Source organism: Natrononativus sp. DTA114 (assembly GCF_059736515.1).
Genome location: NZ_JCASSN010000003.1, coordinates 334,660 through 359,672, shown reverse-complemented (window position 1 = coordinate 359,672; position 25,013 = coordinate 334,660). Strand labels below are relative to the sequence as shown.

Here is a 25,013-nt window from a genome sequence, read left to right as displayed (position 1 = left end):
AGGTGGATTTAAGGTAGTGGTAGAAAGAATGTCTTGATAATGGCAACAACCGATAACTCGTTTAACGGCCTCACCGAACACTGTGAGGAGTGCGGACTCGACACCCTTCACGAGGTGACGGTACAGATTCGAACCGAGAGCCTCAAGGAGGAAAACGCCCAGTTTTCCCGCGAACCCTACCGCGTCGCAGAGTGCCAGCGCTGTGGGACCCGTCACAGCCAGCGGATGAACAACGCCTGAGTTCGCCGCCAACCGATACCGTCGAACCGGTCCACCGAGGGCGCACTATTCACCACCTCTTCTACATTTTCAATCTGTCGTCACTTCACACCCGTTCTCGGTGACGATGATCGTATGTTCCTTCTGACTGACGAGGAAGCCATCGTCCTCCTTGAGCACCGGGTAGCCGTGGACGATGTTCTGTCGTTTCAGTCGGCGAAGCGCGACCTCCGGCCGACCGGTGTCGAGCCAGCGGGTCGCAAACGGCAGCGTGCGGAACTCCTCGGTGATCTGTGAGAGCGCCTCGCGAGCCTGACGGTTGCGAACCGACCCCTCGCGCTCGAGGGAGTAGATCTCCTCGCTCGCGCCCTCGGTGACCTTCCCCCCGCCGTCGGTCGCGAACGGTTCGATGGCGACGACGTCGCCGGTCTCGAGGGTTGTCCCCTGTGAAACCGCGCGGTTCGGGATGTTCGGGCTGGTGTGTTGTTCCCAGTGGCCCAGCCCGTGGCCCGTGAGGTTGACGACCGGGTTGAAGCCGTAGCCGTCGATGACGTCCTCGATCTCGGCGCCGATGTCGCCGGTGTCGACGCCGGGTTCGATGACGTCGATCGCGGCCTCGAGCGCCTGTTCGGAGGCCTCGGCGAGTTCGGGGTTCCCCGAGAGATCGACCGTGATCGCGGTGTCAGCGAGCCAGCCGTCGACGTGGACGCCGATGTCGAGGTTGATCATCTCCTCGCCGAACGTCGACTCGTCGTCGATCGACGGCGTCGCGTGGGCGGCCTCCTCGTCGATCGAGATGTTGACCGGAAACGCCGGCTTGCCGCCGAGTTCCCGGATGCGGTCTTCGGCGTACTCGGCGACCTCGAGGTGACTCGCGCCGACCTCGACGCGCTCGACGGTTTCTTCGCGGACTTGCGAAAGGATCTCCCCCGCTTCGCGGTGTTTCTCGTACTTCTCGGCCTCGAGGTCGACCTCTGATTCGGTCATACAGCGGGGTTGACCGGGTCGATAAAAAGAGGTTGCGCCTCCGACTCCACGCCCAGCGGTCTTACCGCTCCCGTTCGGCGGCCGTCCACGCACACTCCGGACAGGCGGCGACCCCCTGAACGTTCGAGAGCGTCGTCCGGCAGTGTGGACAGCGTCGTGCAGCATACTGTGGTTGTCTGAGCATTGGCACACTCATGGGGATCGACGATAATAAAACATTACTACGACGATCGTCGAAACCAGGAGGAGATGCCGTCGCATACCGGGAAAAAGCGGTGCAACCGTTCCCGGAGAAACGAGTCATAGACTCCGTAACGTCACGAAACGGCAGGGATGGTTTATACGGCGGCCGGAAGAGCACCTATTCGGCGTGAGAGACGCCATCCGGGTAGCCGAACACCGGAATCGACGGTCGCGATCAGGCGGGGCAACGATCGCACACCGGCACGGACCGGGGGAACGAGAGGCGCCACCGTTCCCGGTTCGTTTCGGCCAGACGGCGTACGGCCGGCAGCCCGTCAGCTTTCGATCACCTGTTCGCGCGTGCTGTTTGCATCATCGAACTGTTGAACGACGAGCCGAGCGTTCCGCGGGCGTCGATCGCGATGACACCCGCAGTCGACCCCGTCAGTTCGGCGAACTCCTCGATCGCGAGATCCGTCGCCGCCTGCGCTTCGAGGCCCCGTTCGACGTGGCGGGCGACGCGTCTCGAGAGGGTGACCCGGGCGATGTCCTCGCCGGCACCGGTCGCACTGACGCCGGCGGCCGGCGAGCAGTAGTAGCCCGAACCGATCTGGGGGACGTCGCCGACCCGGCCGGCGAGAGCGAGCCACCGCCCGCCGGTCGACGTGGCTGCTGCTAACCGATCGCCGTCGAAGGCGACGGCACCGACGGTGTCGTGGTCCATCTCGTCGCCGACGCCCGGGGCCGCCTCCTCCTCGTCGCGCCCGCCCGGGTCCGTCCGGCCGAACTCCTCGCGGATCCACTCGAGTTGGCTCCGTGGACCGCCCGTCGGCGGCTCGAGCTCCCCCCACTTCTCGCGGGTGCGTTCGGACCAGAGATCCACCTCGGTCTCGACGCCGTAGCTCTCGGCGAGCGAGACGGCGCGGTCGCCGGCGAGGAACACGTGTGGCGTCTCCTCCATCACGACTCGTGCTGCACTGACCGCGTGTTCGACGCCGGGCATCGAACACACCGCGCCGGCCGCGCGGTCGTCGGTCATGATTCCCGCGTCGGTACGGATCACGCCGTCGCTCTGGACTGCACCGCCGACGCCCGCGTTGAACCGGGGTGAGGACTCGAGGACCATCACCGCGGTTTCGACGGCATCGACCGGCGTCGATTCGTTCGCACCCGTTTGCGCGGCCTCATCGAGGACTTCCTGTCGAGGTTCCGGTTCGTCTGGCTCTCCACCGGCACCGCCGTGGACGATTACCTGCATGAGAGACGGCTTTTCCCGGGTCGGGATAATCGTCCCGGTTCGGGTCGCGGCGGTGAACCCCTACACTTACCACGCAGGCTTGTGTATCGGCGACGACGATGATGCCGGTCGTTCTGCTCGCGGGATTCTGTACGGTCATGGTAGTTCTCGCCATGTCTAGACTGGTACTCGCGGAAGAACGACAGGCGGTGGATATCGGAACCACGCTACTCGTCCTCGCTATCGCGACGTTCGTCTTCATCTGGATCGCCCTCCAACTCGAGATTCCCGCGGCCGCCCTCGCCGTACTCGCGGCCGTGGGACTGCTCAGCAGCTACGGTGGCATCGTCATGCTCGCCCGGGGCTGGTGATGACCACGTGCCACTCCGACCGGAAAGCGGCCGCGCGATAGCGACCATCTCGAATCGGAAATGAGAGCCCTTTTAGGCTTCACTGAGAACCCTACAGACGAGATGAGCTACGATTACGACCAGGTTGAGGTTCCTGACGACGGGGAGACGATCACGCTCGAGGAGGGCTCGGAAACCGCCCTCGAGGTGCCCGACAACCCGATTATTCCGATCATCTACGGCGACGGAGTCGGCAGCGACGTCGGCCCCGCCGCACAGAAGGTTCTCGACGCCGCCGCCAGCGCAACCGGCCGCGAGATTAACTGGATGCGCGTCTACGCCGGTGAGTCCGCCCGCGAGCGCTACGACGAGAACCTGCCCGACGACACCGTCGAGGCGATCAAGGAACACCGCGTCGCGATCAAGGGGCCGCTGACGACGCCCGTCGGCGCCGGCTTCCGCTCGCTGAACGTCGGACTGCGCAAACTGCTCGACCTCTACGCGAACGTCCGGCCGACCTACCACTTAGAGGGCGTCCCCTCGCCGGTCTCCGAACCCGAGCAGATGGACATGATCACCTTCCGCGAGAACACGGAGGACGTCTACGCCGGCATCGAGTGGGAAGCCGGCACCGACGAAGTCGAGCAGGTCAAGGCGTTCGTCGAAGAGGAGATGGGAGAGACCGACATCATCCACGACGGTCCCGTCGGCATCGGCGTCAAGCCGATCACGGAGTTCGGAACGAAGCGACTCGTCCGTGAAGCCATCGACTACGCCCTCGAGAACGACCGCGACTCCGTTACCCTCGTCCACAAGGGCAACATCATGAAGTTCACCGAGGGCCAGTTCCGCGACTGGGGCTACGAGGTCGCCGAAGAGGAGTACGGCGACGAGGTCATCACCGAGGACACCCTCTGGGAGGAGCGCGACGGCGACGCGCCCGACGACGCGGTGGTCGTCAACGACCGCATCGCGGACAACATGCTCCAGCAGCTTCTCACCCGCACCGACCAGTACGACGTCATCGCGACGATGAACCTGAACGGGGACTACATGTCCGACGCCGCCGGCGCCCAGATCGGCGGCCTCGGCATCGCCCCCGGCGGAAACTTCGGTGAGGGCCGCATGCTCGCCGAACCCGTCCACGGCTCCGCACCCAAGTACGAGGGCCAGGACAAGGTCAACCCGACCGCGATGATCCTCTCGGGCCGCATGATGCTCGAGTACCTCGGCTGGAACGACGCCGCTGACCTCGTCCGTGACGCCGTCGAGGAGACCATCTCCTCGGGCAAAGTCACCTACGACTTAGAGCGCCAGCTCGAGGACGCAGAGAAGCTCGCCACGAGCGAGTACGCCGACGAAGTCGTCAGCAATATCGAGAAACTGGCATAAGCCAGTTTTTCGGACAGTCAGGCCGCTCCGCGGCCTGACGCTTTCGAGAAGCTCTCGTAGAGTGCTTCTCGGGCTGTCGGAACGCAGTTCCGACGCGTTCGGAAACTGTGGTAAACGCGGTTTTCAACCGACGCGGTTTTCGTCCTTCTCGTCCCGCGTTTTAGAGGAATCAACCGTTGAGCGGTCGCCCCATCGTTTCGGGAGGGTAGTTCGACCGGCCGCGCTTCGTTCGCGGACCGATCGGATAGACATCGACTCACGCCGATGCGCAGTACTCAAGACGGGCCATCCCGTGGCTGCCAGCAGTGATTCAGGAGTTGCTCGGCGACCCGTTCGCCGTGATGAACGCGGTTGGGCTGGTCGCCTTCGCGTTAGTCGGGGCGACCAAAGCGGTCCGCGAAGAGTTCGATCTGTTCGGCGTCGCGGTCGTCGGACTCGCGACGGCGTTCGCCGGCGGAGTGACCCGCGACGTCCTCGTCGGCCGCGTCCCGCTGGCGCTCAGATCCGCAGACGAGATCACACTCGGACTGCTCGGTGTTGGCCTGGCGGTGGGGGTGAGCGCGCTCCTCGCAGACGCCGATGAGCATCCGATCGTGCAGTTCTCCGACGCCGTCGGGCTCGCGGCGTTCGCCACCGCGGGCGCAATCGTCGCGACCGACACCGGCGTCTCGGGGTTCGGCGTCGTCGCCGTCGCGACCATCAACGCGGTCGGCGGCGGTGCGATGGCGGACATCCTGTTGAACCGCTCGCCGTTCGTCCTGCTCGAGGACATCTACGCGAGCTGTGCGGTGCTGGGCGGCGCCGCCTACTGGCTCGCGATAACCGCCGGGGCCACTGGAAGCACCGCCGCGGCCGCGTGTGCGGCGGTGACGGTCGGAACGCGGCTCGCGGCGGTCACGTGCGGCTGGTCGCTTCCGACGGCGCAGGCGCTCGGCCTCGGGCGAAAGCGGGACCGCGACGCTCCGTAGCTCGAAACCAGGAACGGGACATCGAACGCCGACTCATCGCGGCCGCCCGCCGTTTCCGGGCGGACTCGAGCGCACGCCCACCCCACCAACGCCGATCCGGGTGGCCCGTCCAGCAGGCCGTACTCGAGCCGGGAGAGGGCCGCTGCCACGAGTTCCCGGGGGTGTCGTTGAACGACGTCCCTGTCGGAGACGCAGAGCGCCGCGCCGTCGACGAGCGCTACTGGCTGTACTCCTCGAGTGACTCCCACTCTCGCCGGAGCAGTTCGCGGATGCCGTGCTCGAGGATCGCTTCGCCCATGGCGCTCGCCCGGTAGTAGGAGTACAGGCCGCGGCTGTCGGTCGTCTTCCGCTTTCGGTTCTCGACGAGGCCGACATCGACCAGTTCCTCGAGGTGGTAGTGAAGCGTGTTCCCCCGCAGGTCGAGCGCCTCCCGGAGTTCGGTCGCGCTCATGTCGCCCCCTTCGACGAGCGCGTTCAGGATGCGAAACCGGTGTTCGTTCCCGATGGACCGTTGCATCTCCAGGTACGCCTCGAGCGGGAGGATGCTGTGTTCGGGGAGCAGCGATCGCTCCTCGCGCCGACCGGCGTCGCTGTCGGGTGCGCCTGCCATGGGAGCGGCTACGGTCGGCAGCGGCTTAGTCGTTATTGACTCAAGAGTCGCTGAAAGGACTACAATTTAAATACCACCCGTCCGTGACTCGCCGTATGCGCGACCGGTTGCTCGACGAGCTCACCCCCGTCCCTCGCCACGAGTTCCTCGTCTACGTCATGGGACCGTACAAATCGACCGGCTCCGAGGCGGACGAGGCGCTGTTCGACCTCCTCGTGACGGTTCGCGAGCGCCTCCGGACGGAATCCGGCGTCAACGCCTTCATGGCCGTCGATCCGGAGATTCCGCTCGAGGAGGTCGACGCCGCCACCCAGAGCATCGCCTTCGCCCGCGCGAGCAACGCGGTCGTCTTCGTGTTACCCTTCGACGGGGACAACCTGGGCGTCGGCGTCGAGGTCGGCTCGGTGCTCGAGGACGTCTACCAGTCCGACGACGCCGACCGCGCCGAACGGATCGTGCTGATCCACGAGGAGGGGGTTCGAAGCGCGATGCTCGGCGGCGTGACGCGTCGCTGGGACGCGACGGTGTACGCCTACGCGGACGAGGACGAACTGCTCCTGCGGGCGAAGGAGTTCGTCGGAAACGTCGTCAGCCGCGAGTCGACCGGCGACCTGGCGCGTCCGGAGTAGCTACTCCTGCCAGCTCGGGTTCTCCCGCGGCGGGCTGAAGATGTCGACGCCCCTGACGGTTTCGTCGCCACGGTTCTCCGCCGCGTGGGGCTGGTCACTCGGCAGACCGTAGGCGTCTCCGGGACCACAGACGATCTCGTCACCGTCCGTGAGGAAGGTCAGCTCTCCCTCGTAGATGAATCCCGTCTGCTCGTGGGGATGGCTGTGCTCCTCGACCGACGCGCCGGGTTCGATTTCGAAGTGCTGAACGTTCATCGATTCGGTCCCGGCCATCAGCGCCAGGTGGACGCCATCTGCGGCTTCGGCGGACTCGAGGTCCTCGAGTGCGGTCCGTTCCATGCGGGGGAGAACGCGGGCAGTCCACCTAAGTATTGATCCGAAAGTATCCGCCGAGTGCTCGGAGTGGAACACGTTCTCGAGGCTCACGTGGCCGGAAACTGGCAATATAAACAAATTTATAGCGGGTTAGCAGAGACAGTAGCGACATGGCTGAGTCGCAACTGGGAGCGGTGAGACTGCGGGGTCGACATGCTTGAGTTTCTCTCGGAGTTCACCGATATCATCTTTCCCGCCTACTACGTGGCGTTCTTTCTCGGAACGATCCTCCTTCTCGTGCTCGCGAATCGACGGATCGCGAGGCAGGTCTGGGTTGCGGCGTTCATGGCTACCCTGTTAGCGGTAACCGTCGTGGGGATGCCGTTGATGCCCGTCGTCGACATGCACAAGTTCTCGCATCCGAACGAGGAGGAGCGAATCCACCACGAGATCCGGGTCGTCGACGGGGCCGGAAACGAACTCGCGTACGATACGCGCGCAATACCGCCGACGACCGGAAGTCGAACGTCGACGGTCGCCCGACTGATGGTCGACGAGTACTCCGACGAGGAGCGAATGGAGATGGGTGAGTTCTACCTCGAGAACGCGAAGGAGTATCGGACGGAAGTCGAGTCGGGTGATCGCAGCGTGACGGAACGGTTACAGCCGCCGCGCTACGTCGACGACGCACAGTGGACCGCCGACGAACTCGAGGAGTTCGGAGAGTTCGAATCGATACGGATCTACGAGCGGACGATACGGGCGTCCGACGACAACACCGAACTCGAGCCGATAGAGGACCGACTCCGACTGACGGTGGACGTGGCTAACGACAGTATCACGGAGCACGACGATTCATGAACGTATTTATCAACTACTTCGCCGACGACGCTCGTTCGTCCCCGATCAACCTCGCGGTCGTCCGCGTCCTGCTGGGCACGTACGTCCTCTGGCGCGTCGTCTCGCTGGACTGGGGGTTCTACCAGGAGTGGCCTCGCCACTTCAACCCGCCGCTGGCGTTCCTCCACCAGGACATCTTCCTGACCCTGCTTCCCTACCAGCAGTGGCTCGTGGCCGCGTTACTGATCCCGTTCATTCTCGGCTACAAGATCCGCTGGACCGGCGGGATCGCCAGCCTGACGCTGATGCACATGCTCGCGGTGAAGTCGACGATCTATCTGGCGGGCACCGTCGAGTCGCTGTTCGTCTGTGCCTACTTCATCCTCCTCTTTGCGTTCTTCTACGACGACGACGTGCTGTCTGCTGACGCGGTGATCCGGACCAAGGACCGCTCGCTCGAGCAGCTAAACACGTTCCTGAAGGAGGGGACCGACCGGGAGTTCCGGATGCGCCCGCTCAAATGGGGACTGCTCATCGTCGGGCTGATGTATCTCGGTGCCGCCTGGGGGAAGATGCTCCACGGGCCGATCGAGATCTACTTCTCCGGGGCGGAACTCCAGCGAGACATCCTCTTCAGCGAGGTCATCACCGGCGTCGACCGCCCGCTCGCGGAACCGTTCGTCCAGCACAGCGAACTCGCCTGGATCGGCTTCGTGGGCACCGCACTGGCCCAGGTGTCGCTCATCATCGTGACCGTCCTCGGCCTGACGATCACGCCGTCGGTGCTCGGGCTGATCGGCTTCCACGTCGCCGTGATCGTGATGCTAGGGCTCTACTTCATCGACATGATCGTCGTCCTCTCGCTGTTTCTCGCCTGGGACGTCGCCTACCGCAGACTCGCCGCCGACGCCGACGACAGCGTCCGGGTGGTGTACGACGAGCGGTGTTACTTCTGTGCGCGGAGTCTCTACCTCTTCAAACACCTCGATATCAACGACTCGGTGCAGTTCTCCTCGCAGTCCGACGGGCTGCCGGAGCGACTCACGCACGACGACGTCGACCTCGAGGCGGAGATGTACCTGCTCCGGGACGGCGAGCCCTACGGCGGCTACGAGGCGTTCAGACAGCTGTTCAGGCAGTTCCGCATCTTCGCACCGCTGACGCTCGTGATGGCGCTGCCACCGGTCAGAGCGGTCGGCGAGCGAGTGTACGAGTATGTCGCCGAAAACCGCGGCCGTCACACCGTCTGTCGGCTCGAGCCCGAACAGAACGCCTGATCGATCCGCCGGGACGTTTTTTCCGAATAGAACGAGACTCGAGGAACGACTCTCCGCGCCTCCAGCCGAACGCCACGGGTGGCGAAGATTAACTTGCGAGCGGTACTCAGAAACGGACATGTACGCCGTCGTCGGCTGTTCGGACTGTTCGAACCTCTGGCTCATCGAGGGGCGCTCGGAGACGACCCAGTGTCCCCGCTGTGGCTCGCGGAAGGCCTACGAGAAGCGAAAGAAGTTCGTCGAAACCGACGACGCCGACCACGCCCGCGAGGTCCGCGCCTCGATGCTCGCGAACCGCCAGGGCCACGGCGACGCGTTCGCCGCAGTGGACTCGTTCGCCGACCTCGAGTCCCAGGTCGAAGACGGCGTCGTCGACGACGCGGAGTACCTCGAGGCCGCCGGACTCGACGTCGAGGAGGTCGACGCGGCGGGCGAGCGCGACCCCCGCCAGCCCGCCCGCGGCGGGAGCAAGAAGGAGATCGTCGAGGCAGCGCTTTCGGAACTCGAGCGGCCCACCGAGGACGAGGTGATCGCCTACGCGAGCGACCGCGGCGTCTCGGCGGGGTATACGGAAAAAGCGCTCGAAAAGCTCGTGCGAAGCGGCGAGGTCAGCGAGAGCGGCGGGCGGTATCGGCAGCTCTGAGCGGGTGGGAAACAGACACCGCAACGGGCCACGACAGCAGTGAGCGCCACAGTTTTCACCCGCCAGCCGAAATTCCGTGGAAATGGACGAAACGGTGGACGTACAGGGAACGGTGATCGGTCTCGGCGGCCTGCTCGCGCTCGGGGCACTGCTGTACGGCTCGTTCGTCAGCGAGACGGTGTTCGGCCTCGAGGCGACGGCGGCGGCGACGTGGGTGTTCGCCGCGACGTTTCTGATCGTCGGGCTCCTCCACGGGGCGTACGGCCGTCGTGACTTCGCTGTGGCACACGGCGGGGCAGCGATCGGGTTGGTTCTCGTTTTGCAGGGCTCTCCGCTACTGCTCCCCGTCGGGCTTCTCGTGCTCGTCACAGCCGGGAGCTACATCGCGGTCAAGACGCTGCGGGCACGCACGGGCGGAGGCGGTGGCTAGAGGAGCCCCATCGCGGCCGCGACCGACAGCGCGAGCGTACAGATCGTCAACAGCAGTTCGACCAGCAGGAGGTACTGGTACGCGCGATGCGACTCGAGCGAGGAATCGGTGCAGTCAGACGACATGGGTTGGAGCGTCCGCCGGTGCTCGCCGAACGGACGCACCAATGGCTACCGGCTATCGGTTCAAATACCATTGCCAACACCCCGGAGCGGAAGTGAAAGTGATCTAGCGCTAGCGGCCGAGATCCTCGTGTGCGCTTGCGAGGTGTCTCGAGGCCAGTGCGGCCAGTAACGAGAGTTCGCCGGCGAGCGCGCCGACGGCGATCACTTCCGCTAACGCGTCGGCGTTGCTCCCCGCCGGGTCGCCGCCACCGCGGAGGCCGAGCAGTTCCGGCTGGCTGCAGATGCTCGGCGCGATCTGTTGCTCGCCGTGGGCAGGGATACGTCGCCGTCAAGACGATCCGGACTCGAGACGGAGTGCCAGAATTTGCTAGATAAGGTCCTCATTTCGTCGAGACAGCCGTGGTTTTCTGACCGGTCGCCCGTTCGATTAAACGTACGGGCGAAGACTTGCTGGACAGAACATTCGCGCTTCAATGAGGAGGTGTGGCAGGGCACGGACGTGTCTAGAGCACCGACGAGCAGTAAGATTCGTCCGTCGCCCGGATTCCACAGTCGAACAGCCGGTCAGGGTTACCGCGGAGTTGGTCTTCGTCGTTGAGTCATGGGATCGGTTGGAACGAGTTACCACTCGATCGTAGCAACGTATCGCGATCGAGGATGCACCGACTTCCAACCGATCCTTTCAGGCCAAGAATTCCGGAATCGTCGCGCTCGCAAGTCGTTCGTTGTGCTCGGCCTGGACCGTCTCGGAATCCGCTCGGGCGACAGATGTCTCCGGCATCGAATCGATTTCCCGATTCTTGAACGGATTAACGTCGTTTCGGAATATCACGGAATACTATCGAGTTTACATCATAATCGCAAAGAATGAACGGTCCGATGTATAGTGCGTATCGGAATTGGATGAGTCCAACGTCCGAGGCACGGTACACATTTGTGGCGCATTTTAGCGCTATTCCTGTAAGCAGAGTAAACAGCCAACATTATTTTCAGACATGAATATGAGAAGGAATACTAATTCAGCTTACTAGACCAGGTTACTGACAGTACGTCAATTACCAGTTACTAAAGCAGCTATTTCTCATCACGTTGTTCTATATGACAAGTCGAAATCATACCGAGGCTGCTAATATCCGAAAGCGCCAAAATCACCTCTCTAAATTCCACTATACTATTATAGGTTATCAAGTTAATACAGAAAATATATATATACTGGTGTCAGAAAATAGTGTTTTATGGTGGATAAAACTGCTAAATTGACTAAAATGGGTCGTCGCCGATTCCTACAAACACTATCGGCTATCGGCCTTTCCGGAGAAACCGTACGGCATATGACTAAGGATCGATTACAGGATCTTACAGGAGATCCAACTGAAGAGGTACCTCGGCTGCGAGCTCTCCGTGTTCCCGATCCGGACCGGTGGAACGAACCGCCATTTCCATCAGAGCTACAGGAACGTGAACCGGAATTTTATACAATTTCTCGGGATAAGTGGATTCAAGTTGAGAGCGCGTTTGATGCCGCACGGAGGATTCGGAACCAGCTTGAAGATAAGCTCGATCCTACATTAGTAAATGTTTCTGTAACAAAGACAAAACGAGGCGGCCACGAGCGGTATGCAGTGTCGGTAACAGGACTTGATAAACCAAACACAGAATTTGCAGTAACGACCGACGATCTAAAAGACGTTTTGCCTGATACTGCAGAAGGAGCGGTTGAGTCCCAAGGAGAAACTGTCGGTGCTGTTGAGGATATACCGATCGTCCTTTCCGAAGGGAGCGAAGTACAAGAGGGTTGTGGTGACGAACAGTGTGATTACCTTTCCGATTCGTACCATTACGACTCAATATATCGCGAAAGCAGCAGCGGCTCCTTCCCATCCGGGGTCATGACCGGTAGCAGGATCAGGTGGAACCGTGGCAGTGACGTATACGGTGCGTGTACTCTAGGTATCCGAGTCTCGGATGGAACACAAACGAAGTTCGTAACTAATGCTCACTGCCCAATTGATGAGGAAGAGGGTGATGATCACAGTTCTGACGCAATTGGACGAGAAGTTTATCAGCACGACGATCCGTACGATATTGGCGAGATTGACGATGCCGTATTTCATATCACTGACAGCAACGTAGACTGGCCGATGGATGCGGTCACAATCGATATGAACTCGTCGGTGTATGCCAGCAACAGATTGGCGGCGAAGAGTGCAGGAGCGTCAGCTGGAGAGTTAGCAACTGATCGAATCGGGTTCGATCGACTGAAAGATGAGTTTGATTATATATGTCGTCAAGGAATCCGTTCCGGACGATGTGAGGGGCTCATTAGTGAGCTAAATGAAGACAATGGTCACATTGAAATGGTGCGGGGTTACAGTGATGGCGGCGGAAACTCTGGTGGGCCATACTTCGTTGAGGACAACGGCGAGCGACTCGTCGTCGGCATCCACCGTACCGGATTAACGAGACGATGGCCTGAGTACGGGGTAGTAGAACACTACGCACGTGGTGTTTTCGCTGGAGCCATCGAAGACGAGTTCGGTGTGGAAGTTCGATAGGTTCTGAAACCGTCCAACAAATATATTACACAAAACACGCAATTTGTTATGATGGAAGCTGCTACCCGTCGGTCAATCATCGTGGTAGCCGTGGTGCTACTTACCGGCTGTCTCGACGAGTTATCGTCCGACGACGAGGAACGCACTCACTCCAACGACGAGAACGAAAGCAACGAAACGAACGAGAGTAACGACGAACAGATGGACTCGACCCCGTCGGGAACGACGTACGTCTATCTCCGAGCCCTGCACGTCGGATCCGTTCCGGACGACGCGACGGTCGTTCCCTCCGACGACGAGCGACTCGACGGCGTCGCGCTTTTCGAAGAATTGTTCGAGCAAGCGGAGGCGAAACCGGTCGAAGAGTGGGACACGACGTACCTGACCCAACACGGCGAGTACCAGACGATTATGAGCGACGTCGCCCGCGACGAAACCGACGAAGCGTCGGACGCCGAGGCCGCGATCGAAACACTTCCGTCCGAACGAACCGGCGGGCATCCGACCGGAACGTTCATCGAACACGACGGCATCACGCTGCTGGTCGAGTTCCACGAGGAAACGGAGGAGTAAGAGGCGGTTCGCTACCGCCCGAGATCCTCGTGGGCGCTCGCGAGGTGTCTCGAGGCCAGTGCGGCCAGAAGCGAGAGTTCGCCGGCGAGCGCGCCGACCGCAATCACTTCCGCCAGCGCGTCGGCGTTGCTCCCCGCAGGGTCGCCGCCGCCGCGGAGGCCGAGCACCTCGAGCGCCTCCCGCTGGGTCGGCAGTTTGGTGCCGCCGCCGACGGTGCCGACCTCGAGCGAGGCCAGCGAGACGGAGGCATAGAGGTCACCGGAGCCGGTGTCGTCGGCGTCGCCCTCCGCGCTCGCCCCGTTTCGCTGACGAACGTCCATCGTCGTGATCGCGTTGGCCCCCTCGACGACCTGGGCCTCGTCCTGGCCCGTCGCGAGGAAGGCCGCGCCAACGACGTTCGCGGCGTGGGCGTTGAAGCCCAGGCTCCCGGCCTTCGCGCTCCCAATGAGGTTCTTTCGCGTGTTGGCCTCCGTGATCGCCTCCGCCGTAGTGTGTAGTCGCTCCTCGACGACCTCCCCGGGGACTACCACGTCCGCCGTCACCGAGCGGCCGCGGCCCTCGACGGCGTTGATCGCGGCGGGCTTCTTGTCCGAACAGAGGTTGCCGGAGACCGCAATGAGGTCCGCGGGCGTCTCGCTTTCGACGACCTCACAGGCGTTCTCGGTGGCGATGGTGACCATATTCATCCCCATCGCGTCCTTCGTGTCGTAGGCGAACCGGAGGTAGACCGAGTCGCCGACGACGTACGGTTCGATCCCCAGCAGTTCGCCGTGGCTCGTCGTCGCCTCGGCGGCCTCGCGCAGCGCCTCGAGGTTCGACTCCACCCACTCGACCGTCTCCGCGGCCTCGGCGACCCCCTGCACCCGAAAGACGGGGGCGCGGGTCATCCCCGACTTCGTGACCCTGGCGTCGGCGCCGCCGGCCGACCGGATCACCGACAGCCCGCGGTTGACGGAGGCGAGCAAGGCCCCCTCGGTGGTCGCAAGCGGGAGGTAGTACTCGCCGCGAGCGGCGGCGCCGGCGCCCTCCGAATCGTCAGCGTCGTCTTCGCCCGCCCCATCGTTGACGACGACCGGCCCCACGACGCCCATCGGCACCTGGGCAGCGCCGATCATGTTCTCGATGGCGGACTCGGCCTCTGCCGCGTCGAAGGCGTAGTCGCCGACGGTCTCGAGGCCGGCGTCGGTTTCGTCCTCGAGCAGCCGGCGGCGGGCCGCGGCGGCTGTCTCGTGGTCGGCGTGGTCCTCGAGTTCGTGCAGGCGAAGGTCGCCGTCTCGGACCCGGTCGGCGAGAGCGTCGGCGTCTGTCATAGCCGAGAGGTCAGGGCGGCGGTTCCTAAGGGTTGCTGATTCGATCACGGATCACGGGAGGCGGAACTCGGACCGTACGGACCCGGAGTTCGCTCCCGGCTTCGCTCCACCGTCTCCCGGAACGGTAACCCGCGGAGATGGCACATGTTTATCACGTTCGGCGAAGAGACAGGAGGTATGGATTACAAGGACCTGGTGGTCATCGCCGCGGCGATTCTGGGTGGGTTCTCGGGTGCGGCGGTCGCCGGCGGAATCGGGTTCGTCGCCGGGCTGATCGTCGGTGCCGGCCTGAGCGCCGTCTGGGCGCGCGAGACCGACGTTCGGGAGTACGAACGGCAGGCCGACGTCGAAGCCGAGTAAGGCGTCGCTCGTGACGGCGAATCCGAACACGAACGCGTCGTGAACACGGCGGATCGTCACACCGTCCACGCGACCCGCTTTCCCAACGGTTTTGGCGCTCGCACGCGCGCTCTCTCGCATGACCGAAGCCGCCGACCTCCTGCTCGTGAACGCGGAGGTCCACACGCTCACCGATCCGGACGAAACCGCCGAGGCCGTCGCCGTCCGCGACGGCGAGATCGTCCGCGTCGACCGAGAGTACGAGATCGAGTTCCTCGAGGGCGTCGAGACCGACGTGATCGATTGTCAGGGGCGAGTTCTCCTGCCGGGGTTCATTGACGCTCACACCCACATGGAGAACCTGGGCCAGTACCTCGTTCACGCGGATCTCTCGAGCGTCGAGGGTCCCGACGAGGCCGTCGACGTTCTCGGAGAACAGGCCGAGAGCGGCCGCGAGTGGCTGCTGGGCTTCGGCTACGACGAGAGCGAGTGGGGAGAGAAACGATATCTCACGCGTGAAGACCTCGACCGTGTGAGCGGCGAGCGGCCAGTCGTCGCCATGCGCGTCGACATGCACACCGCCTCGCTGAACTCGGTCGCGCTCGAGCGCTTGCGCGGATCGATGCCCGAGGGCGACGTCGAAACGGAGGACGGCGAGCCGACGGGCGTCGTCGTCGAGGAGGCCACTGAGGCGGTCTGGGACGCCATCGAACCCGACCACGGCGAGACCCGCGAACTCGTCACCGCGGCGATCGATCACGCGACGAGCCTGGGGGTGACGGGCGTCCACGACAAGGTTCGCGAGTCCCACGCCCCGCGCGTGTACCGCGATCTCGAGGCCGACGACGACCTCGACATCCGGGTGCGACTGGATTACTGGGCGGACCACCTCGAGAGCGTTCTCGACGTCGGACTCGCCACGAACGCCGGCAGCGAGTTCGTCGAGACGGGCGCGATCAAGTCCTTCACGGACGGGAGCTTCGGCGGCCGGACGGCAAAGTTGTTCGAGGCGTACGCGGACGCGCCGGAACCGGCGGACGGAGACGGCGCGAGCGAGGACGGGCGCGGCCAGTGGGTCGTCGACCCCGACGAACTCGCCGAGATCGCGGAACCGGCGACGGATGCCGGCTTCCAGCTTACGGTCCACGCCATCGGCGACGAAGCGATCGAGGAAACGATCGCCACCTTCGAGGAGACGCCGAACTGCGAGTCCGCCCGCCACCGGGTCGAGCACGCCGAACTCGCGACCGACGAACAGATCGAGCGGATGGCCGAGGCCGAGATCGTCGCCTCGATGCAGCCGAACTTTCACCAGTGGGCCGCCGAGGGCGGGCTCTACGATCAGCGCCTCGGCGAGGAGCGCAGCGCGCGGACGAACCGGCTGCGGACGATGCTCGAGGCGGGCGTCCCGCTCGCCTTCGGCTCGGACTGCATGCCGCTGGACCCACTGCTCGGCGTTCACTACGCCGTCACCGCACCCACGGAAGCCCAGCGGCTCTCGGTGACGGAGGCGCTCCGAGCGTACATGCACGGGGCGGCCTACGCCGGCTTCGACGAGGATCGGCTGGGCACCGTCGAGGTCGGAAAGAGGGCGGATCTGGTGGTGCTCGAGGAGTCGCCCTGGGACGTGGATCGCATCGACGAAATCGACGTCGCGCTGACGCTGGTCGACGGCGAAGTCGTCTACGACGGCCGGTAGCCGTCCCGGTACGACGAGCGGGTAGCCCGCCCGACTCAGATCGCCTCTCGCTCCGTCTCGATCCGCTCGACGTACGCCTCGGTGATCTTCTCGAGGATCGCCTCCCCCGCTTCCGGCGTCGCCTCCCGCGGATCGCCGAGCACGCCGTTTTCGGAGATCGCGTCGAAGCCGTCGCTCAACAGCCGCGTGACCGAAACCGGCCCCTCGTGGCCGACCTCGAGTTCGTCGGTGCGGACGAGCCCCTCGTTCACCGCGAGAACGATCGCCGTCTCGACGGCCCCAGCGTGGACCACCGGCTCCTCGTACTCGACGCCGGCCTCGGCCATCGCCTCGTTCATCAGTCCCATCTTCTCCTCGAGATCGGTGAGGGCGATCACGGTGGCGTCGATCTCACGGGCGATTTCGGGAGCGACGGTGTCCACGGGTGCGAAGTTCCCGCCGTGAGTGGGAACGAGGACGATGTGCTCAAAGCCGTGTTCGTCGAGCGACCGGCAGTAGCCGCGGATCAGGTCCATCAGCGTCTCGGCGGGGATCGTGATCGTCCCGGGGAAGGCCATGTGGTGACCCGAACAGCCGGGCCGAATCGTTGGCGCGGCCACCGCGTCGCCGAGTTTCGCGGCGATCCGGCGCGCGAGTTCGTCGCCCGCGAGGGTATCCATGATTAGCGGGAGGTGCGGGCCGTGCTGCTCGACCGAGCCGACGCCGACGACCGCCGTTCGGGTCCCCTCTTCGAGAGCCGCCTCGACCTCCGGCCAGGTGTACGTCTCGAGTTCCACGCCGTCTGGGTTCGAATTCGTCATACTTCGTGGTCTCACTCTCGTTCCAAGGCGTTTGTGCTCGCGGCCATTCCCTCGAGCGAACCAACGGCTTTGACCCGGGCGGTCGTAGCCGGCGTATGACCTGCCCGTACCTCGAGTACCGCGACGCCGGCGACGGGAAGACGTTCGATGCCGCCCGCGCCTACTGCACCGCCGCCGAGGAGTTCGTCCAGCCGATGCGCGCCGACGTCTGCACCGACCGGTTCGCCCTCGAGCACTCGCGTGACTGCGAGATTTACCTGACCCACGAGGGCGGGAGGCCAGGAGCGGACGGGCGGGGCGACAACGAGGGGGCGTAGATGGCTTACGAGGACTACCTCGCGGGCGACCCCGTCATTATCACCGCGGCACTCACCGGCGGCGTCCACGGGAAGGAGGCGAACCCGAATCTCCCCGAGACGCCCGCGGAAATCGGCCGAGCCGCCGCGGAGGCCGAGGCGGCGGGGGCTGCGGTGGTCCACCTGCACGCCCGGAAAGAAAACGGCGAGCGGGCGTTCTCGGCCGAGCGGTTCCAGGAGGTCACCGACGCGGTCCGCGAGCGAACTGAGAACGTGATCGTCCAGCACTCGACCGGCGGGACGGGGGCGCCGATCGAGGCCCGCCGTCAGCCCCTTCACACCGACCCCGCGCCGGAGATGGCGTCGCTGGACATGGGGCCGCTCAACAGATACGACCACCTGACGAGCGAGAATACTCGCGGAATGGTGAACGAACTGTACGACGAGATGCAGGAGTTGGGAATCAAACCCGAACTCGAGGTGTTCAACGACGGCCACCTGAACGAGGTGCTGGGATTGCTCGAGCGTCGGGACCTCGCCGACCCCGTCTACGCGACGCTCATCTTCGGCGGCGGCACGCTCTCACCGCCGCACCCGCGGAACCTGCTCAACGCGGTCGAGAACCTCCCCGATGGCGCGCTGTTCAACACGCTCGGCTTCGGTCGCCACCAACTCCCACTGACGACGATGGGAATCGTTCTCGGCGGCCACGTCCGGGTGGGCCTCGAGGACAACGTCTACTACCGCCGGGGCGAACTCGCCGAGAGCAACGCCCAGCTAGTCGAGCGGACGGCCCGAATCGCCGGGCAACTGGGTCGGGAGGTGGCGACGCCGGCGCAGGCGCGAGAGATCCTGGGGCTCTAATGCGGCTCACCGGCGGACCGTTCCGGACTCACTCGAGGGTGATCCGCTCGCCCGTCTCAGCGGATTCGTAGGCCGCCTCGATCGTGTGCAGGTCGGCGAGCGCGTCCGCGCCGTCGGGTTCCGGTTCGGCGTCGGTCAGCACGCAGTAGCCGAAGTAGTCGAACTCCTCACACACCTCGTCGGTGGGCGCGCCGGTGTACTCCATCCGCATGTCCCCGCTCTCGATTTCCATCTCGTGGGGGACGACGCCGCCGAAGGGCGAGGCGATCCGAATCATCCCGTCCGTGCCGACGAGTTCGAGCTGGCTGCTCGCGTGGGCGTTGAAACTCGCCGTGCACGAGCCGGTCGCGCCGATGGGATACTCGAGCTGGAAGGCGACGTGTTCGTCGACGCAGTCGAACGGCGGGCCGCTCGAGTGCGTCGCAGCGTACACCGAAACCGGATCCCACTCGAGCAGAAACCGGGTCGTGTTCAGCGGGTAGACGCCGAGGTCGACGAGCGCCCCGCCGCCGGCGAGATCGGGATCGAGCCGCCAGGAGTCGGGGCCGGCGTACTCCAGTAAGGGGTTCGAGAATCCGCCGTGGACCTGGACGATCTCTCCGATCAGCCCGTCACGAAGCATCTCGCGGGTGCGACGCACCGTCGGCTCCGTCTGCAGCCGATACGCGGTCATCAGCGTGACGCCGGCGTCCTCGCAGGCGTCGACGACCTCCCGTGCTCGGTCGACGGTGATCTCGAGGGGTTTCTCGCAGATGACGTGTTTTCCTCGTTCGGCCGCGTTCGTGGCGTATTGTCCGTGGAGCGCGTTGGGTGCGGCGATGTAAACGGCGTCGTAGCAGTCGGCACACTCCCCCTCGAGAAAGGCGTCGTAGTCGATGACGTAGTCGACGCCGAACGTCGCGGCAGTCCGGTTCGCTCGTTCGGGAGAGCCGCTGACAAGCACGGTCGCCTCACAGTACGATCCCGCCCGGATGCCGGGGAGCGCCCGGTCGCGGGCGAAGCCGCCGACGCCGACGATCGCCAGGCGGACCGTCTCGTCTACCGATTCCTCCTCCCAGTCGCGCCGGGTGAAATCTCTGAAGTAGTCCTCGAGAGCCATGTGCGTTCTACGATAGGAAACATCTAAGTTCCCCGTTCGGTCGGTCCAGACGGTCGGGACACTGTGAAAATCAAACGGACTGTCTACCATCTTCGAAACCGCCCGGTTACCAGCACGAGACGTGAAGACCAATTCTATGCAGAAATTAATAGCGGGTCTACACTATCAGGAGTGCACGGCACCCGCAGCGGCCCGGGAAGCCGTAGGCGCTCACCCGCTCGGTACTGTCGCTCGAGTCCCGCTGTACGCGGGCGATTCTGACACGACTCGACCGAGACTACAACCGTTTCTCCATCGAGACGAAGTCGTACGGCCGCTCGGGCCGCTCGTGGTGTTTCGTCGGCTCGTACCCCCGCTCTTCGTACCACTCGAGCAGGAACGGGTGATCGTCGAACGTCGTCAGCTGAACGCAGTCGTACTCCCTCTCACGGGCGATACGTTCGATTCGATCCATCAACCGCTTGCCGACGCCGCCGCCCTGACAGTCGGGGTCGACCGCCAGCCGCTCGAGGTACGGCTCCTCGCGCTCGTAGAGTAGCCGCACCGTTCCGACGAGGTCGTCGTCCGCATCGAGGGCGACGAGCGTCGTCGAGTCGTTCGCGAGCCACTCTCCGACCGTCTCCGGGTCGATCTCGGTCATTCGGGAGGGGAAGCCGAGCGCGGCGGCGCTCTCGTAGGCACCGCGGTAGAGGGCGGCGATATCGGGGGCGTCCCCGGACGTTGCGGGACGGATCTGTATTTCGGCCGTCACGGTCTTTCGGTTCGAAGGCGGCGAGAAAAACACCGGCGGTTCCCGCTCGGGGCGGGTTGCACCTGCGGGTGTCTCCATTTTTCAGTTCGGGGTCGTAGCACGCCCGCATGACCGACCAGCTACCACTGACACCGGAATCGGGCTGGAACGCGCTCTTCCTCGACGGAGAGTGGGTCGACGCCGGCGAGCGGGAACCGATCGGCGTCGAGAACCCCTACGCGCGCGAAGAGATCGCGACCGTGCCCGCGGGGACGGCGGACGACGTCGACGCGGCCTACGAGAGCGCGGCCGAGGCACAGGCCGACTGGGCGAACCAGCCGCCCCAGCGGCGGGCTGGCGTCGTCAACTCGGCGCTCGAGTCCCTCGGCGAACACTGGGAGGAGATCCTCGAGTTGCTCGCCCTCGAGTCGGGGAGCACACGGGTCAAGGGCGTCGCCGAACTCCAGACCGCGAAGGGGATGATGCAGCAGGCGGCGAGCTACCCCTTCCGGATGGCCGGCGAGCACGACGACTCGATCGTCCCCGGCAAGGAGAACGTGGTCGAGCGCGTCCCCGTCGGCGTCGTCGGCGTCATCTCGCCGTGGAACTTCCCGTTCCACCTCTCGATGCGCGCCGTCGCGCCGGCGATCGCCGCGGGCAACGCCGTCGTCCTCAAACCCGCCTCGAACACGCCGATCACGGGCGGACTCCTGCTCGCGAAGATCTTCGAGGAAGCGGGGCTCCCCGACGGCGTCCTCAACGTCGTCACCGGCAGCGGCTCGGACATCGGCGACGCGATCGCCGGCCACGAGACCGCGCGCGTGCTGGCGTTCACGGGGTCGACCGAGATCGGTCAACAGGTCGCAAAGCAGGCCGCAGAGAACTGCGCGCTGCCGGCGCTCGAACTCGGCGGGAACAACGTCCACGTCGTCACCGAGAACGCCGACCTCGAGCGCGCCGTCGACGGCGGCGTCTTCGGTTCCTTTCTCCACTCCGGACAGGCCTGCATCTCGATCAACCGCCACCTCGTCCACGAGTCGCTGTACGACAACTACGTGAGCGCGCTGGCCGACCGCGCCGAGTCACTCCCGGCCGGCGATCCGACCGACGACGACACCGTCATCGGACCGATCATCGACGAGAGCCAGCGCGATCAGATCCTCGAGTACGTCGATGAGACCGTCGACGCGGGCGCGACGCTCGAAACCGGCGGCGACCACGACGGCCTCGTGGTCGAGCCGACGGTGCTCTCGGATGCGGACAACGACATGGCCGCCGCCTGTAACGAACACTTCGGTCCCGTGGCACCGGTGATCCCCTACTCGAGCGACGGGGAGGCGATCGAACTGGCGAACGACACGATCCACGGCCTCTCCGGCTCCGTTCACTCGGAGGACCTCGCACAGGCCCGCCGTATCGCCGACGGCATCGAAACGGGCATGGTCCACATCAACGACCAGCCGCTCAACGACGAACCCCACATCGCCTTCGGCGGGACGAAACAGTCCGGACTGGGACGGTACAACGGCGAGGAGATACTCGACGAACTCACGACGACCAAGTGGATCTCGATTCAACGCGAGCCCCGCGAATACCCGTTCTGACCGGGGTCGATCTATCCGCACGTGATCACTCGAAAAACGAGAGCAGGCGGCCCCAGCTCCAGACGACGAGTCCGATCAGGACCGCACCGAAGAGGAGGTACAGCGGAAGGGAGTCCGCCGCAGGTCTGCCGGGCGGTACGAGGACCTCGAGTCCGCTCGTCCAGTAGAGCGCGACGAGGGCGAACAGAACCGCCAGCGAACCGGCAGCGACGCTGATCGCCAGCCAGTTCTCTTCGATCCGCGAGCGGTCGCGTTCCAGATTGCCCACCCCATATGCTAGAGAGCCTCAAGCACAAAAACGGTTGGACCTGCAGACTCGAGGTCCGGGTGAAACGGATCTAGAGGGCGAGGGAAGGGATTTGAACAACGTCCGAGAACCTGCGCGGAGCGCAGAACCTCAGTCTCGTTCAAATCTCCCCGTCTCGCAGTCACCGCTCACGAGTGTTCGCGGTGACATGCGAGGGAAGGGATTTGAACCCTCGGACCCCTACGGGAGCGGGTCTTAAGCCCACCGCCGTTGGCCTGCTTGGCTACCCTCGCACAGAATGCATTCGAGGGTAGCCACCCCGTGGGGTTGTGCGTTTCGGTGTCCGTTTCGAGTGCTCCCGTGACAGCGCGGCTACCAGTCGACGCTCAACGTCCCGTCGCCGTGGGGGTCGGGGGCGATCTCCTCGTCGGTCCGCCGGTCGACGACGTGGATACAGCCCTCGCCTTTCTTCGCCGGGCAAACCTCCGCCGCGCGCACGTTCTCCTCGAGTTCGTCCTCGCCGATGAAGTAAGAGGCCGCCCGCGCGAGGCCCGTCTCGAGGTCCATCGTCCAGTTATCGGCGACCTCCGCACATTTGCCCGCGCCGAAGCACTTGTTCGCCTCGAAGATGATCTTGTACGGTTTCTCCTCGACGGAGGGCTCGCCCGTGCTCGAGCCGACGTCGCTCGGCCGCTTGATGCCGTCGCTCATTACTCGGTCGTCGGTGGCGACCGCTCTTTCAGGTTACGGTTCCAGTGGCGCGAATCGTGACGGCGGCGGCCTCGTCGGATCGATACTGGTGGTGGCCCCGGAGGCCGCCATCCGAATTCCCCATCGGATTCTGTCCGTCGGCGAAGCGAATCGATGGCGTACCGACCCCCATCGGTTCCACGATTCCCCCGCCCCTGACGAGTGTCAGGTGCTATCACTGTTTCCGACAGTCCATCAAGAAGATTTCTATCGACCCTCGCAGTCGGTTCACACGGTCTGTTGTGAGTTTTTCCCTGGTGATCACTGTCCGGTCGAGCGATCACCGGGAAAGCGGTACGCCGATCCGTCTCAGTCGTCCCGGTTGACGGTCACCGACTCGAGGACGATGTCCTCTTTCGGGCGGTCGTTGGGACCGGTTTCGACGCTTCCGATCTCCTCGACAACGCCCATCCCATCGACGACCTCTCCGAAAACGGCGTGGCGGCCGTCGAGGTGAGGCGTCGCGTCGAGAGTGATGAAGAACTGCGAGCCGTTCGTGTTCGGACCCGAGTTGGCCATCGAGAGGATGCCGGGGCCGTCGTGGGTGAGTTCGTCGTGGAACTCGTCGTCGAACTGGTAACCGGGGCCGCCGCGGCCGGTTCCGGTCGGGTCCCCGCCCTGGATCATGAAGCCGTCGATGATCCGGTGAAAGAGCACGTCGTCGTACAGCGGCTCGTCGGTGACGCGGTCCCCGGATTCGGGATCGGTCCACTCCCGGTCGCCGGTCGCGAGGCCGATGAAGTTGCCGACCGTTCGCGGCGCGCGCTCTTCGAACAGTTCGACCTCGATATCGCCCTCGCTCGTGTGCAGGGTCGCAGTCGGATTACCCATACGGGGGTCGACGGGGAGCGACGTGAAAACGATGGTGGTATCGCCCGTCGGCGGCGGACACGACACGGGCGGAGTGCTGGCAGCCTGCCGCCTGCCGCAGTTTCATTAGCGACCCTCTCGAATCCCGGGGCAACGATGTCACCATCGGGAACACACACCGCGAACGAACTCGAGCTCGCCCGGCTCCCCTCGGGCGTCTCGATCTCCACGACTGTCCACACCTACGACGGGACCGAGGACGGCCCGACGCTGTACGTCCAGGCCGCCCAACACGGCCGGGAGATCAACGGCACCGAAGTGCTCCGGCGCTTTCACGACCGGCTCCCGCTCGACTCGCTGTCCGGCACCGTGATCGCCGTCCCCGTTGCCGATCCGCTCACCTTCGATCACGTCTCCTACACCACCCCGGAGATCATCGACAGCGTCAACCCCAACATGAACCGCGTCTGGCCCGGCGACGACGGCGGCAGCATCCACGAACGCATGGCTGCCACCCTCTGGGAGTACGTCGAGGACGCCGACGCGTTGGTCGATCTCCACACGGGGAGCCCCGACATGTGGCCCCACGTCGTCTTCCTAGAGGGGGACGCCGACTCGCGGGGACTCGCTGAGGCGTTCGGCACCGAGCTGTTGCTCTCCGAGGAGGCCGACGACGACGCCTCCGAGGAGTGGCACAAACGCAGTTTCGACGGTAAGCTGCGGGTGGCCGCCGCAAAGGAGGGGATTCCGTCGATCACGCCCGAGCTCGCCTACAACAAGCAGATCATAGAGGATGTCGTCGAGGAGGGTGTGGACGGCCTGTTGAACGTGTTGCGCCACCTCGGGATGCTCCCCGGCGAGGTGACCGACCACGACCAGACCCTCGCGCGTAATCACCTCGGAAAGGTCACGGCGACGGAGTCGGGGCTGTTCCGGGCGAACCCCGACCTCGAGATGGGCCAGTTCGTCCCCGAGGGGCTGGGCGTCGGCACCCTCTACGACCCGACGACCTACGAGGTGCTCCAGGAAGCGACGGCCGACCGCGAGGGGCTTCTCTACGCGCTCACGCAGGAGGCGACGGTCACCGCGGGTGGGAAGCTGGCAAACGTCGCGCTGATCCGCGAGGAGTAGT

At 64.4% G+C, this 25,013-nt stretch carries 31 protein-coding genes, 1 tRNA gene and 1 pseudogene; 17 read left to right on the top strand and 16 right to left on the bottom strand.

The features are described 5' to 3' along the window. Nucleotides 1-39: 39 nt before the first annotated feature. Entirely contained in the window at nucleotides 40-240 is a 201-nt protein-coding gene (locus AC6I6S_RS11820) for a DUF7835 family putative zinc beta-ribbon protein (protein WP_497950326.1), read from the top strand. A gap of 69 nt (nucleotides 241-309) precedes the next feature. Here AC6I6S_RS11820 and map read toward each other — a convergent pair whose 3' ends face one another. The 3 genes from map to AC6I6S_RS11805 all read right to left on the bottom strand — a co-directional run bounded on the left by map (nucleotide 310) and on the right by AC6I6S_RS11805 (nucleotide 2,647). Then, nucleotides 310-1,206, bottom strand: coding sequence for a type II methionyl aminopeptidase (map, locus tag AC6I6S_RS11815; protein ID WP_497950325.1), 897 nt, complete (start codon nucleotides 1,204-1,206; stop codon nucleotides 310-312). A 61-nt stretch (nucleotides 1,207-1,267) separates the two neighbouring features. Then, a complete protein-coding gene (locus AC6I6S_RS11810) occupies nucleotides 1,268-1,390 on the bottom strand; it encodes a hypothetical protein (RefSeq protein ID WP_497950324.1) in 123 nt (40 codons plus the stop codon). A gap of 345 nt (nucleotides 1,391-1,735) precedes the next feature. Further along, complete coding sequence (locus AC6I6S_RS11805) at nucleotides 1,736-2,647, bottom strand: isoaspartyl peptidase/L-asparaginase (RefSeq protein ID WP_497950322.1); 912 nt, start codon at nucleotides 2,645-2,647, stop codon at nucleotides 1,736-1,738. 98 nt (nucleotides 2,648-2,745) lie between these two features. Between AC6I6S_RS11805 and AC6I6S_RS11800 the strand changes: the two genes are divergently transcribed. The 3 genes from AC6I6S_RS11800 to AC6I6S_RS11790 all read left to right on the top strand — a co-directional run bounded on the left by AC6I6S_RS11800 (nucleotide 2,746) and on the right by AC6I6S_RS11790 (nucleotide 5,336). Continuing rightward, the gene (locus AC6I6S_RS11800) at nucleotides 2,746-2,997 is read left to right on the top strand and encodes a hypothetical protein (RefSeq protein ID WP_497950321.1); all 252 of its coding nucleotides are present in this window, start codon (nucleotides 2,746-2,748) and stop codon (nucleotides 2,995-2,997) included. A gap of 102 nt (nucleotides 2,998-3,099) precedes the next feature. Beyond that, on the top strand, nucleotides 3,100-4,368 hold the full coding sequence (gene icd / locus AC6I6S_RS11795; protein ID WP_497950319.1) for an isocitrate dehydrogenase (NADP(+)): 1,269 nt from the start codon (nucleotides 3,100-3,102) through the stop codon (nucleotides 4,366-4,368). 341 nt (nucleotides 4,369-4,709) lie between these two features. Continuing rightward, entirely contained in the window at nucleotides 4,710-5,336 is a 627-nt protein-coding gene (locus AC6I6S_RS11790) for a trimeric intracellular cation channel family protein (RefSeq protein ID WP_497951475.1), read from the top strand. 217 nt (nucleotides 5,337-5,553) lie between these two features. Here AC6I6S_RS11790 and AC6I6S_RS11785 read toward each other — a convergent pair whose 3' ends face one another. Then, a complete protein-coding gene (locus tag AC6I6S_RS11785) occupies nucleotides 5,554-5,946 on the bottom strand; it encodes a helix-turn-helix domain-containing protein (RefSeq protein WP_497950318.1) in 393 nt (130 codons plus the stop codon). 95 nt (nucleotides 5,947-6,041) lie between these two features. Between AC6I6S_RS11785 and AC6I6S_RS11780 the strand changes: the two genes are divergently transcribed. Then, the gene (locus tag AC6I6S_RS11780; RefSeq protein ID WP_497950317.1) at nucleotides 6,042-6,575 is read left to right on the top strand and encodes a DUF7509 family protein; all 534 of its coding nucleotides are present in this window, start codon (nucleotides 6,042-6,044) and stop codon (nucleotides 6,573-6,575) included. Here AC6I6S_RS11780 and AC6I6S_RS11775 read toward each other — a convergent pair whose 3' ends face one another. Beyond that, a complete protein-coding gene (locus AC6I6S_RS11775) occupies nucleotides 6,576-6,914 on the bottom strand; it encodes a cupin domain-containing protein (protein ID WP_497950315.1) in 339 nt (112 codons plus the stop codon). It lies immediately after the preceding gene. Between the two features lie 189 nt (nucleotides 6,915-7,103). Between AC6I6S_RS11775 and AC6I6S_RS11770 the strand changes: the two genes are divergently transcribed. The 4 genes from AC6I6S_RS11770 to AC6I6S_RS11755 all read left to right on the top strand — a co-directional run bounded on the left by AC6I6S_RS11770 (nucleotide 7,104) and on the right by AC6I6S_RS11755 (nucleotide 10,080). Continuing rightward, nucleotides 7,104-7,751: a hypothetical protein gene (locus AC6I6S_RS11770; protein WP_497950314.1), complete on the top strand. Its 648-nt coding sequence runs from the start codon at nucleotides 7,104-7,106 to the stop codon at nucleotides 7,749-7,751. Beyond that, nucleotides 7,748-9,007 (top strand): thiol-disulfide oxidoreductase DCC family protein, encoded by a 1,260-nt coding sequence (locus AC6I6S_RS11765; RefSeq protein ID WP_497950313.1) that lies wholly within the window; start codon nucleotides 7,748-7,750, stop codon nucleotides 9,005-9,007. The genes AC6I6S_RS11770 and AC6I6S_RS11765 overlap by 4 nt, the downstream gene beginning before the upstream one ends. Nucleotides 9,008-9,125: 118 nt before the next feature. Then, nucleotides 9,126-9,650, top strand: coding sequence for a DUF5817 domain-containing protein (locus tag AC6I6S_RS11760; protein WP_497950312.1), 525 nt, complete (start codon nucleotides 9,126-9,128; stop codon nucleotides 9,648-9,650). Between the two features lie 82 nt (nucleotides 9,651-9,732). Beyond that, nucleotides 9,733-10,080: a hypothetical protein gene (locus AC6I6S_RS11755; RefSeq protein ID WP_497950310.1), complete on the top strand. Its 348-nt coding sequence runs from the start codon at nucleotides 9,733-9,735 to the stop codon at nucleotides 10,078-10,080. Here the strand turns inward: AC6I6S_RS11755 and AC6I6S_RS11750 are convergent. Together AC6I6S_RS11750 and AC6I6S_RS11745 are read right to left on the bottom strand one after the other, a co-directional pair. After that, a complete protein-coding gene (locus tag AC6I6S_RS11750) occupies nucleotides 10,077-10,205 on the bottom strand; it encodes a hypothetical protein (protein WP_497950308.1) in 129 nt (42 codons plus the stop codon). The two genes, AC6I6S_RS11755 and AC6I6S_RS11750, sit on opposite strands and share 4 nt — an antisense overlap. 109 nt (nucleotides 10,206-10,314) lie before the next feature. After that, a pseudogene (locus AC6I6S_RS11745) lies at nucleotides 10,315-10,473 on the bottom strand (hydroxymethylglutaryl-coenzyme A reductase family protein); the annotation flags it as partial. 967 nt (nucleotides 10,474-11,440) lie between these two features. Here AC6I6S_RS11745 and AC6I6S_RS11740 point away from each other — a divergent pair. Then, nucleotides 11,441-12,760, top strand: a complete 1,320-nt coding sequence (locus AC6I6S_RS11740; protein WP_497950306.1) for a hypothetical protein — start codon at nucleotides 11,441-11,443, stop codon at nucleotides 12,758-12,760. Nucleotides 12,761-12,808: 48 nt separating this feature from the next. Beyond that, a complete protein-coding gene (locus AC6I6S_RS11735) occupies nucleotides 12,809-13,333 on the top strand; it encodes a hypothetical protein (protein WP_497950304.1) in 525 nt (174 codons plus the stop codon). An 11-nt stretch (nucleotides 13,334-13,344) separates the two neighbouring features. Here AC6I6S_RS11735 and hmgA read toward each other — a convergent pair whose 3' ends face one another. Next, entirely contained in the window at nucleotides 13,345-14,643 is a 1,299-nt protein-coding gene (hmgA, locus tag AC6I6S_RS11730) for a hydroxymethylglutaryl-CoA reductase (NADPH) (RefSeq protein ID WP_497950303.1), read from the bottom strand. Between the two features lie 177 nt (nucleotides 14,644-14,820). Between hmgA and AC6I6S_RS11725 the strand changes: the two genes are divergently transcribed. Both AC6I6S_RS11725 and AC6I6S_RS11720 read left to right on the top strand, forming a co-directional pair. Continuing rightward, nucleotides 14,821-15,003: a hypothetical protein gene (locus tag AC6I6S_RS11725; protein WP_497950302.1), complete on the top strand. Its 183-nt coding sequence runs from the start codon at nucleotides 14,821-14,823 to the stop codon at nucleotides 15,001-15,003. A 118-nt stretch (nucleotides 15,004-15,121) separates the two neighbouring features. Beyond that, nucleotides 15,122-16,681: an amidohydrolase gene (locus tag AC6I6S_RS11720; RefSeq protein WP_497950300.1), complete on the top strand. Its 1,560-nt coding sequence runs from the start codon at nucleotides 15,122-15,124 to the stop codon at nucleotides 16,679-16,681. Between the two features lie 35 nt (nucleotides 16,682-16,716). Here the strand turns inward: AC6I6S_RS11720 and AC6I6S_RS11715 are convergent, their stop codons facing one another. Further along, nucleotides 16,717-17,481 carry a creatininase family protein gene (locus AC6I6S_RS11715; protein ID WP_497950299.1) on the bottom strand — a complete coding sequence of 255 codons (765 nt, stop codon included), beginning with the start codon at nucleotides 17,479-17,481 and terminating at the stop codon, nucleotides 16,717-16,719. 95 nt (nucleotides 17,482-17,576) lie between these two features. Between AC6I6S_RS11715 and AC6I6S_RS11710 the strand changes: the two genes are divergently transcribed. Both AC6I6S_RS11710 and AC6I6S_RS11705 read left to right on the top strand, forming a co-directional pair. Further along, nucleotides 17,577-17,798, top strand: a complete 222-nt coding sequence (locus AC6I6S_RS11710; protein WP_497950297.1) for a hypothetical protein — start codon at nucleotides 17,577-17,579, stop codon at nucleotides 17,796-17,798. Further along, on the top strand, nucleotides 17,799-18,641 hold the full coding sequence (locus tag AC6I6S_RS11705) for a beta-keto acid cleavage family enzyme (protein WP_497950296.1): 843 nt from the start codon (nucleotides 17,799-17,801) through the stop codon (nucleotides 18,639-18,641). Nucleotides 18,642-18,669: 28 nt separating this feature from the next. On the opposite strand, the gene gfo6 is transcribed toward AC6I6S_RS11705, so the two are convergent. Further along, nucleotides 18,670-19,740 carry a D-xylose 1-dehydrogenase Gfo6 gene (gene gfo6, locus AC6I6S_RS11700; protein ID WP_497950295.1) on the bottom strand — a complete coding sequence of 357 codons (1,071 nt, stop codon included), beginning with the start codon at nucleotides 19,738-19,740 and terminating at the stop codon, nucleotides 18,670-18,672. Between the two features lie 277 nt (nucleotides 19,741-20,017). Continuing rightward, nucleotides 20,018-20,491: a GNAT family N-acetyltransferase gene (locus AC6I6S_RS11695; RefSeq protein WP_497950293.1), complete on the bottom strand. Its 474-nt coding sequence runs from the start codon at nucleotides 20,489-20,491 to the stop codon at nucleotides 20,018-20,020. 107 nt (nucleotides 20,492-20,598) lie between these two features. Between AC6I6S_RS11695 and AC6I6S_RS11690 the strand changes: the two genes are divergently transcribed. Then, nucleotides 20,599-22,074 carry an aldehyde dehydrogenase family protein gene (locus AC6I6S_RS11690; RefSeq protein ID WP_497950292.1) on the top strand — a complete coding sequence of 492 codons (1,476 nt, stop codon included), beginning with the start codon at nucleotides 20,599-20,601 and terminating at the stop codon, nucleotides 22,072-22,074. Between the two features lie 25 nt (nucleotides 22,075-22,099). Here AC6I6S_RS11690 and AC6I6S_RS11685 read toward each other — a convergent pair whose 3' ends face one another. The 5 genes from AC6I6S_RS11685 to AC6I6S_RS11665 all read right to left on the bottom strand — a co-directional run bounded on the left by AC6I6S_RS11685 (nucleotide 22,100) and on the right by AC6I6S_RS11665 (nucleotide 23,902). Then, nucleotides 22,100-22,342, bottom strand: coding sequence for a hypothetical protein (locus tag AC6I6S_RS11685; RefSeq protein WP_497950290.1), 243 nt, complete (start codon nucleotides 22,340-22,342; stop codon nucleotides 22,100-22,102). 188 nt (nucleotides 22,343-22,530) lie between these two features. Beyond that, nucleotides 22,531-22,614, bottom strand: a tRNA-Leu gene (locus tag AC6I6S_RS11680). Between the two features lie 79 nt (nucleotides 22,615-22,693). Then, nucleotides 22,694-23,032: a ferredoxin gene (locus AC6I6S_RS11675; RefSeq protein WP_497950289.1), complete on the bottom strand. Its 339-nt coding sequence runs from the start codon at nucleotides 23,030-23,032 to the stop codon at nucleotides 22,694-22,696. 28 nt (nucleotides 23,033-23,060) lie between these two features. Further along, nucleotides 23,061-23,204 carry a hypothetical protein gene (locus tag AC6I6S_RS11670; RefSeq protein WP_497950287.1) on the bottom strand — a complete coding sequence of 48 codons (144 nt, stop codon included), beginning with the start codon at nucleotides 23,202-23,204 and terminating at the stop codon, nucleotides 23,061-23,063. Between the two features lie 176 nt (nucleotides 23,205-23,380). Then, nucleotides 23,381-23,902: a peptidylprolyl isomerase gene (locus AC6I6S_RS11665; protein ID WP_497950286.1), complete on the bottom strand. Its 522-nt coding sequence runs from the start codon at nucleotides 23,900-23,902 to the stop codon at nucleotides 23,381-23,383. Nucleotides 23,903-24,037: 135 nt separating this feature from the next. Here AC6I6S_RS11665 and AC6I6S_RS11660 point away from each other — a divergent pair, with 135 nt between their 5' ends. Further along, entirely contained in the window at nucleotides 24,038-25,012 is a 975-nt protein-coding gene (locus AC6I6S_RS11660; RefSeq protein ID WP_497950285.1) for a succinylglutamate desuccinylase/aspartoacylase family protein, read from the top strand. Nucleotide 25,013: the final 1 nt, after the last annotated feature.